The organism is Kitasatospora sp. NPDC051164 (genome assembly GCF_044455625.1).
GTDB lineage: Bacteria > Actinomycetota > Actinomycetes > Streptomycetales > Streptomycetaceae > Kitasatospora.
The window spans coordinates 1-16806 of record NZ_JBITFB010000017.1; the positions used below are offsets into that span (position 1 = coordinate 1).

General features: G+C 72.8%; 14 protein-coding genes and 2 pseudogenes. 10 read left to right on the top strand and 6 right to left on the bottom strand.

Annotated elements, in window-relative coordinates; all coding sequences use genetic code 11:
- Nucleotides 1–208: 208 nt before the first annotated feature.
- The 3 genes from pruA to ACIBEC_RS24900 all read right to left on the bottom strand — a co-directional run bounded on the left by pruA (nucleotide 209) and on the right by ACIBEC_RS24900 (nucleotide 3998).
- A complete protein-coding gene (gene pruA, locus ACIBEC_RS24890; RefSeq protein WP_360499479.1) occupies nucleotides 209–1837 on the bottom strand; it encodes an L-glutamate gamma-semialdehyde dehydrogenase in 1629 nt (542 codons plus the stop codon).
- Nucleotides 1838–2079: 242 nt separating this feature from the next.
- Nucleotides 2080–3405 carry an FAD-dependent monooxygenase gene (locus tag ACIBEC_RS24895; RefSeq protein ID WP_360499477.1) on the bottom strand — a complete coding sequence of 442 codons (1326 nt, stop codon included), beginning with the start codon at nucleotides 3403–3405 and terminating at the stop codon, nucleotides 2080–2082.
- Entirely contained in the window at nucleotides 3402–3998 is a 597-nt protein-coding gene (locus ACIBEC_RS24900) for a PadR family transcriptional regulator (RefSeq protein ID WP_360499475.1), read from the bottom strand. Before ACIBEC_RS24900 ends, ACIBEC_RS24895 begins: the two co-directional genes overlap by 4 nt.
- Before the next feature lie 145 nt (nucleotides 3999–4143).
- Here ACIBEC_RS24900 and ACIBEC_RS24905 point away from each other — a divergent pair, with 145 nt between their 5' ends.
- The gene (locus tag ACIBEC_RS24905; protein WP_360499473.1) at nucleotides 4144–5745 is read left to right on the top strand and encodes a helix-turn-helix domain-containing protein; all 1602 of its coding nucleotides are present in this window, start codon (nucleotides 4144–4146) and stop codon (nucleotides 5743–5745) included.
- A gap of 45 nt (nucleotides 5746–5790) precedes the next feature.
- Here ACIBEC_RS24905 and ACIBEC_RS24910 read toward each other — a convergent pair whose 3' ends face one another.
- Nucleotides 5791–7281 carry an alkaline phosphatase PhoX gene (locus ACIBEC_RS24910; RefSeq protein WP_360499471.1) on the bottom strand — a complete coding sequence of 497 codons (1491 nt, stop codon included), beginning with the start codon at nucleotides 7279–7281 and terminating at the stop codon, nucleotides 5791–5793.
- A gap of 231 nt (nucleotides 7282–7512) precedes the next feature.
- Entirely contained in the window at nucleotides 7513–8703 is a 1191-nt protein-coding gene (locus ACIBEC_RS24915) for a hypothetical protein (protein ID WP_360499469.1), read from the bottom strand.
- Between the two features lie 136 nt (nucleotides 8704–8839).
- Between ACIBEC_RS24915 and ACIBEC_RS24920 the strand changes: the two genes are divergently transcribed.
- The gene (locus ACIBEC_RS24920; protein WP_360499467.1) at nucleotides 8840–9316 is read left to right on the top strand and encodes a VOC family protein; all 477 of its coding nucleotides are present in this window, start codon (nucleotides 8840–8842) and stop codon (nucleotides 9314–9316) included.
- 5 nt (nucleotides 9317–9321) lie between these two features.
- Here ACIBEC_RS24920 and ACIBEC_RS24925 read toward each other — a convergent pair whose 3' ends face one another.
- Complete coding sequence (locus ACIBEC_RS24925) at nucleotides 9322–10944, bottom strand: hypothetical protein (protein ID WP_360499465.1); 1623 nt, start codon at nucleotides 10942–10944, stop codon at nucleotides 9322–9324.
- A gap of 326 nt (nucleotides 10945–11270) precedes the next feature.
- Between ACIBEC_RS24925 and ACIBEC_RS24930 the strand changes: the two genes are divergently transcribed.
- The 8 genes and pseudogenes from ACIBEC_RS24930 to ACIBEC_RS24965 all read left to right on the top strand — a co-directional run bounded on the left by ACIBEC_RS24930 (nucleotide 11271) and on the right by ACIBEC_RS24965 (nucleotide 16805).
- Nucleotides 11271–12602 carry an MFS transporter gene (locus tag ACIBEC_RS24930; RefSeq protein WP_360499463.1) on the top strand — a complete coding sequence of 444 codons (1332 nt, stop codon included), beginning with the start codon at nucleotides 11271–11273 and terminating at the stop codon, nucleotides 12600–12602.
- A gap of 583 nt (nucleotides 12603–13185) precedes the next feature.
- Nucleotides 13186–13797, top strand: a pseudogene (locus ACIBEC_RS24935) (SDR family NAD(P)-dependent oxidoreductase); the annotation flags it as partial.
- Between the two features lie 137 nt (nucleotides 13798–13934).
- A pseudogene (locus ACIBEC_RS24940) lies at nucleotides 13935–14003 on the top strand (hypothetical protein); the annotation flags it as partial.
- Nucleotides 14004–14040: 37 nt separating this feature from the next.
- On the top strand, nucleotides 14041–14472 hold the full coding sequence (locus ACIBEC_RS24945) for an NUDIX domain-containing protein (protein ID WP_360499722.1): 432 nt from the start codon (nucleotides 14041–14043) through the stop codon (nucleotides 14470–14472).
- 259 nt (nucleotides 14473–14731) lie between these two features.
- Nucleotides 14732–14872, top strand: a complete 141-nt coding sequence (locus ACIBEC_RS24950) for a hypothetical protein (protein ID WP_360499461.1) — start codon at nucleotides 14732–14734, stop codon at nucleotides 14870–14872.
- 74 nt (nucleotides 14873–14946) lie between these two features.
- Nucleotides 14947–15633 carry a pentapeptide repeat-containing protein gene (locus ACIBEC_RS24955; RefSeq protein WP_360499459.1) on the top strand — a complete coding sequence of 229 codons (687 nt, stop codon included), beginning with the start codon at nucleotides 14947–14949 and terminating at the stop codon, nucleotides 15631–15633.
- Nucleotides 15634–15655: 22 nt separating this feature from the next.
- The gene (locus tag ACIBEC_RS24960; RefSeq protein ID WP_360499457.1) at nucleotides 15656–16372 is read left to right on the top strand and encodes a hypothetical protein; all 717 of its coding nucleotides are present in this window, start codon (nucleotides 15656–15658) and stop codon (nucleotides 16370–16372) included.
- A 79-nt stretch (nucleotides 16373–16451) separates the two neighbouring features.
- Entirely contained in the window at nucleotides 16452–16805 is a 354-nt protein-coding gene (locus tag ACIBEC_RS24965) for a hypothetical protein (RefSeq protein WP_360499455.1), read from the top strand.
- Nucleotide 16806 lies beyond the last annotated feature (1 nt).

Below are 16806 nucleotides of genomic sequence, written 5' to 3' on the forward strand. Positions count from 1 at the left end.
GGGGGGGCCGGGGAGCCCGCGACACGGGCCGAACGCCCCAACGTGACACCGGCAGCGGGTTTTCCAACGGGGGCCACGGGGGGGGGGGGGGGGGGGGCCCGGGGGGGGGCCCCCCCCCCCCCGGCGGGCGACGCCCGGCTGCGGGGCCGGGCGTCGCGGGTGACCGATGGCTACTGGACGAGCCGTGTGGTCAGCACGTCAGGGCTGGTCAGCCCATGTGCGGGTAGCGGTAGTCCGTCGGCGGGACGAAGGTCTCCTTGACCGAGCGGGTCGAGGTCCACCGCGTGAGGTTCTGCTTGGCACCGGCCTTGTCGTTGGTGCCGGAGGCCCGGCCGCCGCCGAAGGGCTGCTGGCCGACGACGGCGCCGGTGGGCTTGTCGTTGATGTAGAAGTTGCCGGCCGCGAAGCGCAGCTTGTGCATGGCGTCCTGGGCGGCGGCACGGTCCTGGGCGATGATCGCGCCGGTCAGGCCGTAGGCCGACGCCGACTCCATCTGCGCCAGCATCTCGTCGTACTTCTCGTCCTCGTAGACGTACACGGCGAGGATCGGGCCGAAGTACTCGTCGCGGAAGTACTCCGAGGCCGGGTCCTGGCACACGAGCACGGTCGGGCGGACGAAGTAGCCGACCGAGTCGTCGTAGGTGCCGCCGGCCAGGACCTCCACGGAGGAGTCGGCCTGGGCGCGGTCGATGGCGGCCTTGTTCTTGGCGAAGGCGCGCTCGTCGATGACGGCCGACATGAAGTTGGACAGGTCGGTGACGTCGCCCATGGTGAGGCCGTCGACCTCGGCCGCGAACTCGTCCTTGAGACCGGCCCACAGCGAGGCGGGGACGTAGGCGCGGGAGAGCGCCGAGCACTTCTGGCCCTGGAACTCGAAGGCGCCGCGGGTCATCGCGGTCTTCAGGACCTTCGGGTCGGCGGACGGGTGGGCGACCAGGAAGTCCTTGCCGCCGGTCTCGCCGACGATCCGCGGGTAGGTGCGGTAGCCGGCGATGTTGGTGCCGACCTCGCGCCACAGGTGCTGGAAGGTGGCGGTGGAGCCGGTGAAGTGGATGCCGGCCAGCGCCGGGTGCTTCAGCGCGACCTCGGAGACGGCCAGGCCGTCGCCGGTCACCATGTTGATGACGCCCTTGGGGAGGCCGGCCTCCTCGAGCAGCTGCATCAGCAGGTGCGCGGAGAACTGCTGGGTCGGGGACGGCTTCCAGAGGACCACGTTGCCCATCAGCGCGGGCGCGGTCGGCAGGTTGCCGGCGATCGCGGTGAAGTTGAACGGGGTGATGGCGTAGACGAAGCCTTCCAGCGGGCGGTGGTCGCTGCGGTTCCACACGCCGTCCGAGGAGATCGGCTGCTCGGCCATGATCTGGCGGGCGAAGTGCACGTTGAAGCGCAGGAAGTCGACCAGCTCGCAGGGGGTGTCGATCTCGGCCTGCTGGGCGGTCTTGGACTGGCCGAGCATGGTGGCGGCGGCCAGGGTCTCGCGCCAGGGGCCGGCCAGCAGGTCGGCGGCCTTGAGGAAGATCGCGGCGCGGGAGTCGAAGGAGAGCGCCTGCCAGGCCGGGGCTGCGGCCAAGGCAGTGTCGATGGCCTCCTGCGCGTCGGCCTGGGTGGCGTTGCGCAGGGTGCCGAGCCGAGCCGCGTGGTTGTGCGGCTGGACGACGTGGAACTCGGTGCCGCCGCCCATCCGGCGCTCACCGTTGATCGTCATGGTCAGCTGGACCGGCTCCTGGCCGCCCAGCTCCTTCAGCTTGGCCTCCAGACGGGCCCGTTCCGGGCTCCCGGGGGCGTAGCTGTGGACCGGCTCGTTCACCGGCGCGGGGACCTGGGTCACAGCGTCCATAGAGCGCACGCTCTCCTTCGTTCAATGCGGGGGGATTGCCGGCGCGGGTCGCACGCCGGCCACAGCACGAACGCTATTCCTGGCGACCGGGCCACTTGATTGGCCGCGCGGCTAAATTCCCCCGTACGGCGTTGTCCGGCCCGACGAAGGGGATCACGCTGCGGTCACGGTCGACCTTCACAGCGGCCCCCATCGTCCCCGGCGTCACGTCCGCCCCACCGGACCCACCGGCACGCCGACCGTCAGGCCGCGCGCTTGTCCCGCCCGTGACGGCCCGTCGTCCCCGCGCCCGTCGCGCCCGTCGCGCCCTGCGAGACCGGGGCAACCCGCCGGTCCCAGTCGATCCGGTAGCCGTGCACCGGCCGCAGCGTCCGCTCCGGGCTCAGGAAGGTCCGCATCGCGATCGGCGCGACCAGCCGGAACATCATCCGCCCGATCGGCCCGGAGGACTTCTGGCTGTTGGTGCGCGCCGCGTCGGCGGCGATCTTCTCGACCCGGGGCCGACGCAGCGCCTCGTACGCGGCGAAGGCAGCGGTATGGTCGGGCAGGTCGCGCAGGCAGCGGGCGAGTTCGACGGCGCTCTCGACGGCCAGTGAGACGCCCTGGCCCGAGCTGTTGGACGGGGCGTGCACCGAGTCGCCGACCAGGACCATCCGGCCGCGGTACCAGCGCGGCACGGACGGCATGATCTCCAGCCGCGGGAAGGTCTCGATGGTCTCGACGTCGGCCGTCCGCAGCACGTCGCGGGCGGGCAGGTCGTCGGAGTGCAGCTCGCGGCAGCGGCGCAGCCACTCCGCCGTGCCGACGGCGCGGGCCTCCTCCGGGGCGAGCGGCTCGGGCTGCGGGATGTTGCTGAACCAGGCGGTGCCGCTGCCGTCGGCCAGGCCCCAGTAGCCGAAGAAGGCGCGGGCGCCGTTGGCGAAGTGCACGGACTCGCCGCGGCCGGCCCGGCCGGGCAGCCGGTGGGAGCTGTAGCCGCCGACGCCGAGCAGTCCCGTGTACTGGGCGGCGGGCGCGGCCGGGTCGATCAGGGTGCGGACGGTGGAGCCGGTGCCGTCGGTGCCGATCAGCAGGTCGCCGGTGGCGCTGCTGCCGTCGGCGAACCGGGCGGTGATCCCGTCGGCGCGCTCCTCGACACCGACCAGCCGCTTGCCCCACCGCACCTCGATGCCGGTCTCCCGCAACCGCCGCTGCAGTACCTCGTACAGTTCGGCGCGGCGCATCAGCCGGCCGGGCGGCAGGTCGGCGAGGCCGGTGAACTCGGCCAGCACGCCGCCCTTGCCGTCCTCGATCACCATCGGCCCGACCGGTTGCCCGATCCGGCCGACCGCCGCTTCCAGCCCGACGACGGCCAGGGCGCCGAGGCCGTTGGGGGCGATCATGAAGGTCCCGCCGATGCCCTCGGCGGAGGTCCGGTACGCCTCGAACACGACCGGTTCGAGGCCGGCCTTGCGCAGTGCCAGCGCCATCACCGGTCCGGCGATGCCGCCGCCGATGACCAGCGCCTTACGGGTCGTGCCATTGGTGCCGTTGGTGCCGGCGATGCCATTGGTGCTGGTGGTGCTCATTCCAGGCTCCTCATGAATTCCTGCAGGGTCCGGTTGAACTCCGGTTCCCCGATCTGTCCGATGAGGTTCTCGGTGTAGCGGCGCTCGGCCTCCAGCAATGCGAGGGCGTACTCCTCCTCGACGACGAACATCGGGTGGACGTCCATCCCGGCGGCCTTGTGCAGCTGGGCGCGCGAGGCGTCGATCCGCGCGTCCAACGCCTCCAGCCGCCGGCCGAGCAGGTCGGCCGATTCCTCGGTCGGGAGCACCACCAGCAGGCAGAGGGCGACCCCGAAGGCCGGGTACTCCTCCTGCGGTTCGGCGATCCATTCGCGCATCCAGTCGAGGAGCTCCGCCTGGCCCTCGGGTGTGAGGGCATAGACGGTGCGCTCCGGCCGCTGGGTGTCGCGGACGGTCTCCTGCTCGGCGACGAACCCGGCCTTCCGCAGTTGCTCGACGACCATGTAGAGCGAGCTGCGGTTGTACTTGATGTTGCGGTCCTTGCCGTGCTCCTTGAGCCGGCGCCCCATCTCGTACGGGTGCATCGGCTCGGCTCCGAGTTCGGCCAGGACCGCGAGGGCCAGCGGGTTCGACACCTTGCGTCGCTTCGCCATGAGAACATTCCTCATCACTTGGTCAGTACTGACTATCCGGCATCGACTAGTCAGAATCAACTATTCAGGGGTGACGAACCGAAACTCTGTCCGTCCGGCTAAAATCAACCACACGGTATTGTCCGTGCGGATGAAGGAGGCCTGAGTGACCACCCCCGGCCTCCCGCTCCGTCAACTGCTGATGTCCCTCGGCGAACCGCTGGTCGAACTGCAGGCCGCCCCGCTGGGCCTGGACGTCGCGGTCCGCGACGTGGCGATCCTCGACCCGGAGGACCCGCCGACCGCCGCCCCCGGCGAACTCGTCCTCGCGATCGGCGCCCGCGGCCGCGCCGCCCTCCCCGCCCTGCGCGCGGCCGGCCGGGCCGGCGCGGCCGCCGTCGCGGTCAAGCTGGACGGCCCCGGCCAGGCCGACGCGCTGCGCGAGGCCGCCACCGAGGCGGGCGTCGCCCTGCTCTCGGTGCGCCGGGAGACCCGCTGGGAGCACCTCGACTCGCTGGCCCGGGCGGTCATCGCCGGCCCGGACGCCCCGGACGCGCCCGGCGCCCCCGACTCCAACGCGGGCGACCTCTTCTCCCTCGCCCAGACCGTCGCCGTGCTCACCAACGGCATCGTCTCGATCGAGGACACCTCCAGCCGGGTGCTGGCGTACTCCCGCTCCTCCGACTCCGACGAGGTCGACGACCTGCGCCGGCTCTCCATCCTCGGCTGGCAGGGCCCGGAGCCGTACCTGTCCAAGCTCCGCGAGTGGGGCATCTTCCAGCACCTGCGCAGCTCGGACACCCCGATCGCGGTCGAGCCGCACCCCGAGCTCGGCCTGCGCCGCCGCCTGGCCGTCGGCATCCGGGCCGGGGCACAGCCGCTCGGCACCATCTGGGTACAGGAGGGCGCGCAGCCGCTGGCGCCGCTGGCCGAGCAGGCGCTGGTCGGTGCCGCCCGCGTCGCGGCCGCCCAGCTGGTGCGCCGCCGCCGGGAGCTGTCCGCCGACGTCCGGCTCACCCGGACGCTGCTCACCGGACTGCTGGAGGGCTCCACCGGCCCCCAGTCGCTCGCCACCCATCTCGGCCTGGACCTGCGCCGCCCGGCCACCGTGCTGGCGTACAGCGCGCACACCACCGAGGCGCTGCACCGCTCCGACGTCACCGGCCTGATCTCGGTGCACACCGCCGCCCGGCACCGCACCGCGCTGCTCGCCCCGATCGAGTCCCGGGTGTACGTGCTGCTGCCCGAGCTGCCGCCGGGCCTGCCGATGACCACGGTGCGCGACTGGGCCTCCGAGGTGGTGACGGCTGCCCGGGAGCACCTCGGCGTCCCGCTACGCGCCGCGATCGGCTCGACCGTCGACGCCCTGGCCCAGGTGCCCGACTCGCGCGCGCAGGCGGACCGCATCCTGGACGCGATGGGCCGCGGCGGAGTGGACCTCGACGTCGCGGCGCTGATCGACGTCCAGGCGGAGGTGCTGGTCAGCGAGATGGTCGCGCTGCTGCAGGAGCGCTCCGGCCTGCGCGATCCGCGGCTCACCGCGCTCACCGAGTACGACCGCCGGCACGGCACCCGGCTGGCGGAGTCGGTGCTGGCCTGGCTGGACGCGCTCGGCGAGGTCAGGGTGGCCGCGGACGCCCTGCACATCCACCCCAACACCCTGCGCTACCGGGTTCGCCGCGCCGAGCAGTTGACCGGCATCGACCTGGCCCAGCCGCAGCAGCGCCTGCTGGCGATGCTGCAACTGCGGCTGCCCGCGGACGAGTAGTCCACGGGCAGCCGAACAGCCCCACCGCTCACACCTGGTGGACCGTCACTCGCCGTAGCCCTGGCCGCGCTTGTGCTCGTTCAGCCGACGCCACGGGCCGCTGATGGCCAGCTGGATGCCCGGGGTCTGGATGTTGGCGAACAGGGTCTTGCCGTCGTCCGAGAAGGTCACCCCGGTGAACTCGCTGAACTCGGGCTTCTCGGCGGTGCCGATGTTCAGCTCGTTGCGGGCGATCGGGTAGACCAGCCCGTCCTCGGTGGCGCCGAACAGGTGCGAGATGCCCTCGCCGTCCTCGCAGATCACGATGCCACCGTACGGCGAGACGGTGATGTTGTCCGGGCCGTCGAAGTTGTCGTGGTCGCCCCAGACGTCGGTGTTGACGCCCAGCAGGACCTTCAGGGTGATGGTGCGGCGGGCCGGGCTGTAGAACCACACCTGGCCGTCGTGCTGCAGCGGGCTCTCCGAGCGGGCGAAGCTGGAGACGAAGTAGAAGCCGCCGTCACCCCACCACATGCCCTCCAGCTTGCGGGCGCGGGTGACCTCGCCGTCCTTGAACTGCTTGCGGACGGAGACGGTCCTGGCGTCGCGGTCCTGGACCTTGACCCAGTCCACGCCGTAGGTGGTGCCGACCTTGGTGGCGCGGGAGAGGTCGTCGACGAACTTGCCCTGCCCGTCGAAGACCTTGAAGGCCTCCAGCACGCCGGCGTCGGCGGCGAGCCCCCGCAGCTGGTAGCGGCCGTGCTTGAAGCCGGCCGGCGGGGTCCAGCGGAACAGCAGGCCGTTGGGGTTCGAGGCGTCCTCGGTGAGGTAGACCTGGCCGCGCTTCGGGTCGACGACCACGGCCTCGTGCGCGTAGCGGCCGAAGGCCTTGACCGGCTGCGGGTCGCGGTTGTAGTCGTCGTCGAACGGGTCGACCTCGAAGATGTAGCCGTGGTCCTTGGTGAAGCCGTTCTTGCCGGCCTTGTCCTCGGTCTCCTCGCCGGACAGCCAGGTGCCCCACGGGGTCACGCCGCCCGCGCAGTTGGTGGAGGTGCCGGCGATGCCGACCCACTGCTCGACCGAGCCGTCCCGCTTGGCGTGCACGATGGTGCAGCCGCCGGCCGCGCCCGGGTCGTAGACGTGGCCCTCGGTCAGCGGCACCGGGTGCGGCCAGTTCGCGCGGGCGCCGGACAGCTCGTGGTTGACGACCATGTAGTTGCCGCCGCGCTCGTCCTCGAAGGCGGAGGTGCCGTCGTGGTTGCTCGGGGTGAACTCGCCGGTGCGCAGCCTGGTGACGCCGGCCCGGTTCAGGACCTTGTACGAGAAGCCCTTCGGCAGGGACAGCAGCCCGGCCGGGTCCTGCACCAGCGTGCCGTAGCCGACGGCGGTGCCACCGGCCGCGTTGGTGCCGGCGGCCGCGGCGGCCGGGGCCTCGCCGCCGACCGGGGCGGCGATCGCACCGGGGGCGCTGGCCAGGGCCTCGGCGCTGCCGGCGATCAGCACGCCGGCCCCGACGAGGGTGGAACGGTTGACGAAGTCCCGGCGGGACAGCGACATGGCAGCAACTCCTGAGGGGGTGAGCGGGGCGTCGGGGCGGGATGCCGACGCCAGCAGGCTCCGCCGGACGGGTGAACCCGGCATGACGCCCACCTCACGCCCGGGCGTCCATTTGCCGACTTGTGACCGACACATGACCTCCGCTTTGCCAAGGCGTCGTCAGCCCTGCCACAATCCGGCACACCGCCGCCACCGTCGGGCCGTCAGCGGCGGAGTGTCAGCGGCGGAGTGTCAGCGCCGGGCCGCCCGCCACTGCTCCCAGGCCGCCAGCCACAGCTGCTCGGCCAGCCGGTGCTGCTCCCAGACCCCGGCCCCGCCGCCGCCCGGCCGTTCCCGCCACAGCTGCTCCCAGGCCCGCTGGGCCGGCAGGCTCGCCACCTCGCTCGCGAACACCGTGTACCGGACGACCTCCTCGACGGCCGCCTCCCCCTCCGCCGTGCCGACCAGCCAGTGCGTCTGCTGGGACAGCCGGTTGAGGTGGTTGACCATCGAGGTCACCGCCGCCGCGGCCTCCTCCCGGGTCTCGGTGGCCAGCCTCATCTGCTGGCGCACCGCCGCCTCCCAGCGCACCGCGCAGGCGTCCCCGCGCAGACCGCGCGGCAACCGCGGCGTGCGCCCGGCCCGGACCTGCGCCTCGATCGCGGCGGTCTCCGCGACGCTCTGCGCGATCAGCGACCGGTGCGCCTCCAGCCCGACGACGGGCGGCAGTTCGCGTTCCTCGACCGGGACGTACCTGGCCTGCCGGGAGGCGAGGTCGCGCAGCAGGTCGGTGCGTCCGCGCAGGTACCGCTCGAAGTCGCCGATCCCGCCGAGTTCCACCCCGCCCGGGTTCACCCCGCGGCCGCAGACCATCACGGTCAGGCCGTCGATCCGCAGCCGCACGGCCCACACCGACCCGGGCCCGCCGGCCGCCGTGGCTCCGGGGCGCAGCACCCGCCGGTCCTCGTACACCTCCACGGCGCACGGCTCGCCGTCCACCGTGATCCACTCGCGCAGTGCCCGCACCCGGCCCGGCCCGTCGCCCTCGTCGACACCCAACTGCTCGTAGACGCGGTCCCGTTCGTCCTCGACCACGTCCTCCAGCTCGGGCAGCGGCTCGGCGCGCTCGGCGCCCGGACGGTAGGTGCGCACGGTCACGTACGGGCCCGCCGCCGAGCGCCAGTCGCCGCACTGCACCTCGACCCAGCGCAGTTCGCCGCCGGAGGTTTCGAAGGCGGCCAGCGCCTCACCGGTGCGGGCCGGGCCGGCGGCCACGCCGTACACGGGGAAGTCGACCGCGGCGAGGGTCCGGCGGGAGAACTCCACCTGGTCGGCGAAACGATCCTCCTGGCCCGACCGCTCCGGGACCGGGGCGCGGCCCGAAGGCCCGGTGTTCCACTCCTGGTGCCTGCCGCCGCTCTCCCGCATCATCCTGTGCCGCACCCCCGACTCCTCGCGCCCGCACCGCTGACGCCACCTTACGTGCCCGCCGCTGCCGGGTCATCAGCTCCTCTGCCGGACGGAGGCGGCGGCCGTGTCAGGACGCCCGGTTGTCAGCCGCCCTCCCTACCCTGGCGGCATGACAGCACAGAGCAGCACCACCGCAGGCGGCACCGCGGCACCGAACGGTGTCCCCGCCAGGATCAGCATCGTCACCCTCGGCGTCTCCGACCTCGACCGCAGCGCCCGCTTCTACGAGGACCTCGGCTGGCGGCGCTCCACCGCCTCCAGCCCGGAGATCGTCTGGTTCCGCACCGCCGACTCGGCGCTCGGCCTCTTCCCGAGCGACGAGCTGGCCGCCGACGCGGGCGTGCCCGCCACCGGCGAGCCGTCCTTCCGCGGCGTCACCCTCGCGGTGAACCTGGAGTCCCCCGCGCTGGTGGACGCCGCGATGAAGACGGCCGTCGAGGCCGGCGCCGTGCTGGTCAAGCCGCCGGTGCCGACGAGCTGGGGCGGCTACTCCGGCTACTTCGAGGACCCGGACGGCCACCTCTGGGAGGTGGCCCACAACCCGTTCTTCCCCTTCACCGAGGACGGCTCGCTGGACCTGCCCTGAGCCGCCTACTTCTTGGAGCGCGCCTTGAAGGCCGCCTTGCGGGCCTCCTTGGCCACCGCCCGGTCCAGGTGCAGCTCCCCGATCGCCTCCAGGACGTCCGCCGTGTACGGGTGGTCGACCCGCCACAGCTCGCCGAACCAGGCCGCCGGATCGCCCTTCACCGGCAGGTCGGTGACCAGTTCGCGCAGCAGCGCGGCGTCGCCGCCGTTGTCCAGCAGCTGGGCGGCAAAGGTGTCGACCACCGTCCACAGCGTCATCGTCCGGGTCGGCACCGGCACGTCCGTCGCGCCCTGCGCGGTCAGCCAGGCCCGCCCCGCGCCGCCCAGCTCCGGGTCGTCCAGCACCTCCCGGACGGCCGGTTCGGCGCCCGGCCCCAGCAGGTCGAGCGCGGAGACGCAGAGCATCCGCCGCAGCGGGCCGTACGCGTCGTCGCCGCGCGCCGCCACGAGCAGTTCGCGCGCCGCCGCGACCGGCTCCCGGTCGGCGGTCCACACCCGCAGCTCCTCCTCCGGCAGCACGTTGGCCGACTCGCTCAACCCGCGCAGCAGCTCGGCGGCGTCGCCCTGGGCCAGGTCGCCGACCAGCGGCGCGTCGTAGCCGTCCTCCAGCAGCCACTGCCGGATGCCGTACTGGCCGAGCGGGGTGAGCCGGACCAAGCCGAAGCGGGCCGACTCCTCCTCGTCCAGCGGCTCCTCGCCGACGACGGCGGGCTCCGCGCCCTCCTCCTCGTCGAACAGCTCCGGGTCGATCGGGCGGTAGTCCAGCAGGCCCAGCTCGGCCAGGTCGCCCAGCATCGGGTCCAGCGCGACCATCACATCGGTGATGTCGCCCAGCAGCTCCTCGCTCGGCTCCTCGCCCTCCGGCACCACCAGCAGCGCGGCCAGCACGCCCAGCGGCACGGTCTCGTTGCCCGGCTCGGCGAAGGCAGTGGTCTCGTAGAGCACCTGCAGCGCCTCGTCGAGCAGCTCGGCGGCTTCGTCCCGGGCCTCCTCGACCTCGGAGAGCCCGTCCTCGTCCTCCTCGCCGGGCTCGGCCTGCGCCTCGGCCCCCTCCGCCGTCTCCTCCGGCAGCGAGTCGGCCTCGACGGCCAGCTCCCGGACGATCCCGGCGGCGGTCAGCCACAGCTCCAGGACGGTCTCCGGATCGCCCTGCTCGGCGGGCTCCAGGTCCGGGCCGGGGACGGCGACGTGCTCGCCCTCCGCGGTCGTGCCCAGCTCCACCAGGTCCAGGTCACAGGCGAGCGACCAGGCCCGCAGCGCCTCGATCTCGGCCTCCTCCGGCACCTCGCCCTCGGCCGGGGCCAGGCCCAGCAGCCGCGCCGCGGGCGCCCGGTCCGCCTCGACGAGGTCGCCGAACTCGTCGACCACCAGGTGCGGGGCGGCCCAGCGGGCCAGCGCCAGCGCGTACCCGAACATCGGGACGGCCTTCGCCTGCCCGGCCAGTTCCTGCTCGGGGGGCAGCTTCACCGGCGGCACCAGCACGGCCGCGTCGTCCAGGTCCTCGTCGTCCAGTCCGTGGGCGGCGAACGCCCCGTAGAGGTCCTGGAGCTCCAGGTCGGCGGGCAGCACCGCCTCGGCCGCGCCTTCTCCCGCCGAGCCCCCGGTGTTCTTGCGACGTCGTCCGGCCATCGTTGTGCGCTCTCCCTCAGCCAGCGGTCAGCCCAACAGCGCCGCGTACCGTTTCACCACCTCAGCGTATAGGTGTGGCACCCTCGATGCCCGGCCGCAAGGGGCGCACGCAGGGGCGCGCGCCGCGAATGCGCTCCCACCCCTTATCCTTCGACCTGGTACCCGCGCACACCCCGCGCGGCCCGCCGGGCAACGAAGCCCGAAATCCTCAGCTCATCCGCTCCACCAGGGAGCCCCGCACCGCGGCCACCACCACAGCGCCTCAGGACGGGCGCGCCGGCCTACCCCGCCGACCCGGTGGTGCCCTGCCACAGGAGATCCCTTTCATGGCGGACCTCTCCCCCGCCGGCTCCGGCCTGCGCACCGCGCAGTTCGACGGACGCCGACTGTCGGAGGCCCTGCTTCCCCTGGAACTCGCGCCCCGGCCCCAGCTCCAGCTCTCCGCGATCAGCCGTTGGAACGCGATGCGCGGCGCCCGCGTCGGCCTGGTGGCCGGCGCCCTGCTGCTGATGCTGATCGGTGCCAACCTGGCGACGCCGATCTACCCGCTCCTCCAGCAGCGCCTCGGCCTCGGACCGCTCGACACCACGATCCTCTTCACGATCTACGTCTTCGCGCTGGTCCCCGTGCTCGCCGTGGTCGGCCACTGGTCCGACCACCTCGGCCGCCGTGCCCTGATCCTGCCCGCCGTCGCCCTGGCCGCCGCCGGCGACGTCGTGTTCGCCACCTCCCACAGCTTCTGGCAGCTCGCCGCCGGCCGGGCTGTCCAGGGCATCGCCGTCGGCCTGTCCACCGGCGCCGCCGGAGCCGCCCTCGGCGACCTGCTGCCCGACCACCCGACGCTCGCCGCCAAGCTCACCTTGGCCTGCTCCGCGGGCGGTGTCGCGCTCGGCCCGATCGTCGGCGCCCTGCTGTCCGGCGGCTCCGACCCGCTGCTGACCCCGTTCATCCTGCACGCCATCGCGCTGCTGACCCTCTGCGTGCCGCTGGCCGTGGTCCACCCCCGGATGCCCGGCCGCAACCGCCCGCCCGCGTCCCCGCCCCGGATCACCACCCCGGCCCACCTGCGCCCGCAGCGGCTCGCCCTGCCGGTCACCGGCCGCCGCGAGTTCCTGCTCGCCGCCGCCGCAGGCTTCATCTCGTACGGGGTCTTCGGTGTCTACCTGGCCCTCGCTCCGGCCTTCTCCGCCAAGCTGCTGCACACCCCCTCGCACCTGACCGGCGCGATCGTGGCCGCCCTGCTGCTCGGCTCCTCCGCCGCCGCCCAGCTCGTCGTCCCGCCGACCTCGGACCGCCTGGTGATCGCCCTCGGCATGACGGGCCTGGCCACCGGCCTCGCCCTGGTCGTCGCCGCCGGGTACACCGGCACGCCCGCGCTGCTCTTCATCGGCAGCGTCCTCGGCGGCATCTGCCAGGGCGTGGCCTTCCGCTCCCTGTTCACCACCGCCGTCGCCGCGATGAACCCGGAACGCCGCGGCTCGGAGATGAGCGCCCTCTGGATCATCGTCTACCTGGGCAGCTCCCTCCCCATCGTCGCCGTCGGCGCCCTGGTCCAGAGCTACGGCCTCCTCCCCGCCGTCAGCGGCTTCGCCGCCGTCGCAGCCCTCGCCTGCGCCGCCCTGGCCGTCGCCGTCGCCCGCAAACCCAAGACGGCCTGACCAGCCCCTGGGACGGGGGGGGGGGGGGCCCCCCCCCGGCGCGGGGCGGGGCCCCCCCCGCCCCGCCGGCCCCCCCCCCCCCCACCCCCCCCCCCCCCCCCCCCCCCCCCCCCGCCCCGGGGGGGGGGGGCCGCCGCCCCCCCCCCGCCCGCCCCCCCCCCCCCCCCCCGTCCCAGGCGAACACCCGCGCGTCATCCCGTCCACTGCGCACGTCCCCCACCGTTCCCCACCATCCCCCCACCACCACCCGCCTGCCGGCGGGTGCCCGCCCCCGCCCTCGGTGCGACAGGCACCACCACACAACTCCTTCGACCGATGGAGAGGTTCGCTCGGCAGCAGGTTGACGGCCTCTACCCAATCAGGGCGAGCTCTGCCTCCACTGCCGTAGAGGTAGCACGCCGTGCTCCCGGTGCAGCCGGACAGCCGTACCCCCTCATTCGCCGCCCTCGGACCGCCCGGGACACACGGGCGGACCCTGTGGCGCCGGGGCCCGACGACACCGAGTCGAACGGCGCGTCGGCTGCAACCGGTCCCGCCCGACGTCCACCGCTCGATCGACGAGGAAGCGGCCCACCAGCGGAGCATGCGCGACGACGGCGCTCCGTACCTCCTCAACTTCGGCTACAGCTACGGCTTCGCGTTCGTCAGCCCCGAACACCGCGAGGGCCGCTTATTCCGGGACGCCACCGGGATCGGAGCCGCGATCAGCCGAGCCCTGGCCGCCGCCGGAGCTGCCGTCGTCGCCGTCAACCACCTCGCACAGATCCACCATGCCCGCACCGTGCTCGCCGACGTACGACGCGAGGGCCGCGACGGCATCGAGGTCAGCGCCGACCTCACCGACTCGAACGCCGTCGCCGCGCTGGCCAGTCAGATCGAGTCCGAACTCGGGCCGGTCGACGTCCTCGTCAACAACGCGGGTGCCTACCCGCGCATCCCGTGGGACGAGCTCGGCGAGGACGAGTGGGCCCGCGCCATCGAGTCCAACCTGACCATCCACTACCGCACGTGCCGGTCCATCAGCCCCGGCATGACCGCCCGCCGGTGGGGCCGGATCGTCAACATCGGCAGCGTCAACGCCCGCACGGGCCGCCCCGGACTCACCACCTACAGCACCGCCAAGGCCGCGCTCCTCGGCCTTACCAGGCCGCTGGCCAGGGAACTTGGGCCGGCCGGGATCTGCGTGAACACTGTCGTACCCGGGGCCATCCAGGTTGAGGCGGAGAACGACCTGCCCGCCCACCACCGGGCCCGACCCGAGGACCAGATCCGCCGCCATGCGTCCAGCGCCGAGGCCGCCCCGAGGACGTCGCCGCCGCAGTCGCCTTCCTCGCCGGCCCCAGCGCGTCCTTCATCACCGGCCAGTCGTTGCACGTCGACGGCGGCTGGCTCCTCCACTGACCCGCCCGTCCTACCGAACAGGAAGCAGGCCGCCACCATGCAGCACCGCGTCCGCGCCGTCCTCCTCACCCCGAACGACACCATGCTGCTGATCAAGCGCATCCGCCCCGGCCTCGACCCGTACTGGGTGATCGTCGGCGGCAAGACCGAACCGACCGACGCGAGCCCCAAGGAGGCCCTGCTGCGCGAGGTCCGCGAGGAGATCGCGGGCGAGGCCGAGATCGTCAGCCTCCTCCACACCATCGAGACCGCCGACGAGCGCCAGGACTTCTACCTCGCCACCATCGAGAAGTGGAGCTTCGAGGACCGCACCGGGCCCGAGTTCACCCAGGAGGGCCGAGGCGAGTACCTCCTCGAAGAGATCCCCCTGACCGCCGACGCCCTCGACGCGGTCAACCTCCTGCCCCAGGGCTTCGCCACCGTCCTGCGCGCGGCCGTCGAGTACGGGGAACTCCTCCCGGCCCGGTAACCACGGGAGCGGCAGTAGGGAAGGCGTCAACACCGAGCGGGCGGCCCCCACCCCAGCAGGCCCGCGAATTCTGACGCCGCACCATCGCCTGGTCACGTTGCAACCGCGACCTGACCACCCGCGAGTCGACCGACCCGGCCTACGAGGACTTCCGGGCGGGGAACGTCCTGGAGTGGAACATCGGCTCGATGCTGGACCGCGCCCATCCCAACAGGCCCTGGCCACCGCCCTGTCCGATACCGTCCGCGAGGAAAAGCACATGGCCCTGGGCGAACTGCTGGCCGCCAGCAATACGGCCGTCGTCGCCCATCTCACCGGCGTCGCCACCGTGACCGGCCCCACCGCCGGGCCGTTCGACAAACGGCCCGCCTGGGACAACTGGTCGAACAAGGGCAAGTAGCGCCACCCCCGAACACCCTGGGCCCGCACCAGCGGTGCGGGCCCGGCCCTACCCTCGAGAGAGCGAAGCCCCTCATGGACAGCATCACCTTCGGCCGTGTCACCGTGACCCTGCCCCACCTGGACGAGCCCGGCCTGTACCTGTCCAACGTCACCACCCTCGACTCCGCCCGGGGCATCGTCCAAGACTTCCAGTACGGTGACGCCGACCTGCGGGATCTGGATCTCGCCGAGACCCGCCTCGTCACAGGCCGCGTCTCCAACCCACGGGTCAACCGCATGCAGCTCGATCAAGTCCGCCTCGAATCCGTCGAGTTCGACACCTGCGACCTCGCCGCCGCTCGCATCACCGACAGTAAGCTCTCCCGGGTCGTCTTCCGTAACTGCAAGATCATGGGCGCCGGGCTCATCGGCGGGACCCTGGACAACGTCCTCTTCGACAACTGCAAGCTCGACTACGCGACCTTCGAGCAGCTCCGCACCACCGGCGCGGTCGTCTTCTCCAAGTGCGAGCTCACTGAGGCCTCGTTCACTGGTTGCGACCTCGGCGGCACGGTTCTCGACACCTGCAACCTGCGGCTGACCGAGTTCGGCCGGGGGAAATACCAGGGCCTCGACCTGCGGGGCAACGACCTCACCACGCTGCGGGGCGTCGCCGACCTCGGCAAGGTCCTCATCGACCGCACCCAGCAGGCCGAACTCGCCGAAGCCCTGGTCACCGAGCTGGACGTGACCTTCGCCGACAACCTCGACGACCGGTAAACCCAGCCTGGGAGGAATCCGCGTGAGTCTCGCCATCGCCCACACCGATCCTGCCGCCCTTCTCGCCCGGTGTGACAGCACCGGCGTCCGCACCGCTCGCGGCGAGCCCGACTACGAGGACGGGGCTGTCCTCCCGGCCGGCCCCTGGCGGCCCGTCACCGCCGTGCTGGCGGCGGAACTGCGCCCGACCGAGCGGAGCACCGACAGCACGCTCGTGGAACTGGTGAAGCTGCCCGACGGCCCGCCACCGGCCACCCTTGCCACCCTCGCCGACCAACTCGGCGACCCCGACGCCGTCCACCTCGGCCAAGCCAGGAGCCCGGCCAAGGCCCTCACCACCACTCCCAATTACCAGGACGGCCGCCGTATCGGCCTGCACATCGACAATTGGGACAGGCTCCGCTACCAGGCCAAGCACACCGGTCGCCGACGCCTGTGCTTCAACCTCGGTCCCGGAACCCGCTACCTCCTGCTCGGTGGTCTCGACATCCGCGCCGTCTGCCGCAATCTCCACGCCGACCCCGAGGACCGCCATCCGCACACCGACGACCTGCGCGCCTATGCCGCCCTCGGGCTGCCAATGCGTGTCTTCCGGCTGCGGATCGACCCCGGCGAGGGCTACATCGCCCCCACCGAACTGCTGCCCCACGACGGCTCCACCGAGGACCAGTCCCCATCGTCCACCGCCTCGTTCTGGCTCGGCCACTGGCCACGCGGCGTCCTCGTCTCGCTGATCTGACACCGGCCCGTGCGAGCTGTTCCGCTGCCCGTGATCGTGACAGCGCCGCGTCCGATCCCCAATCACGTAGGAGACTTCCATGGCTGCTGCACCGCCGCAAAGCCCTCGTACGGTCACGCCTCGACTGTCGACCGGCCCGACCTTCGACCAGGAGCTGTGCGGGCTCGTGCTCGACACCGCACCCCGCCTGTTCGCCGTCGTCCAGGTTTGGGGCGAGGGCCTCCCGAACGTGGACGGGTGGGTCGTGGCCTGGGGAGTCGCCGACCACAGCGGGCCAGCGCACGTGATCAGCACCGACGGGCGGGCGCGAATGACCCTCACGTCTCCCGGTCGGGCCTTGCGCCATTTCGCCGGGCGACCGGGGGTCACCGCACGGCTGGTCTGGCTCGCACAGCCGAGTGCAGCGGCAGTGGATCGGGCCGAAGCTGCCTGAC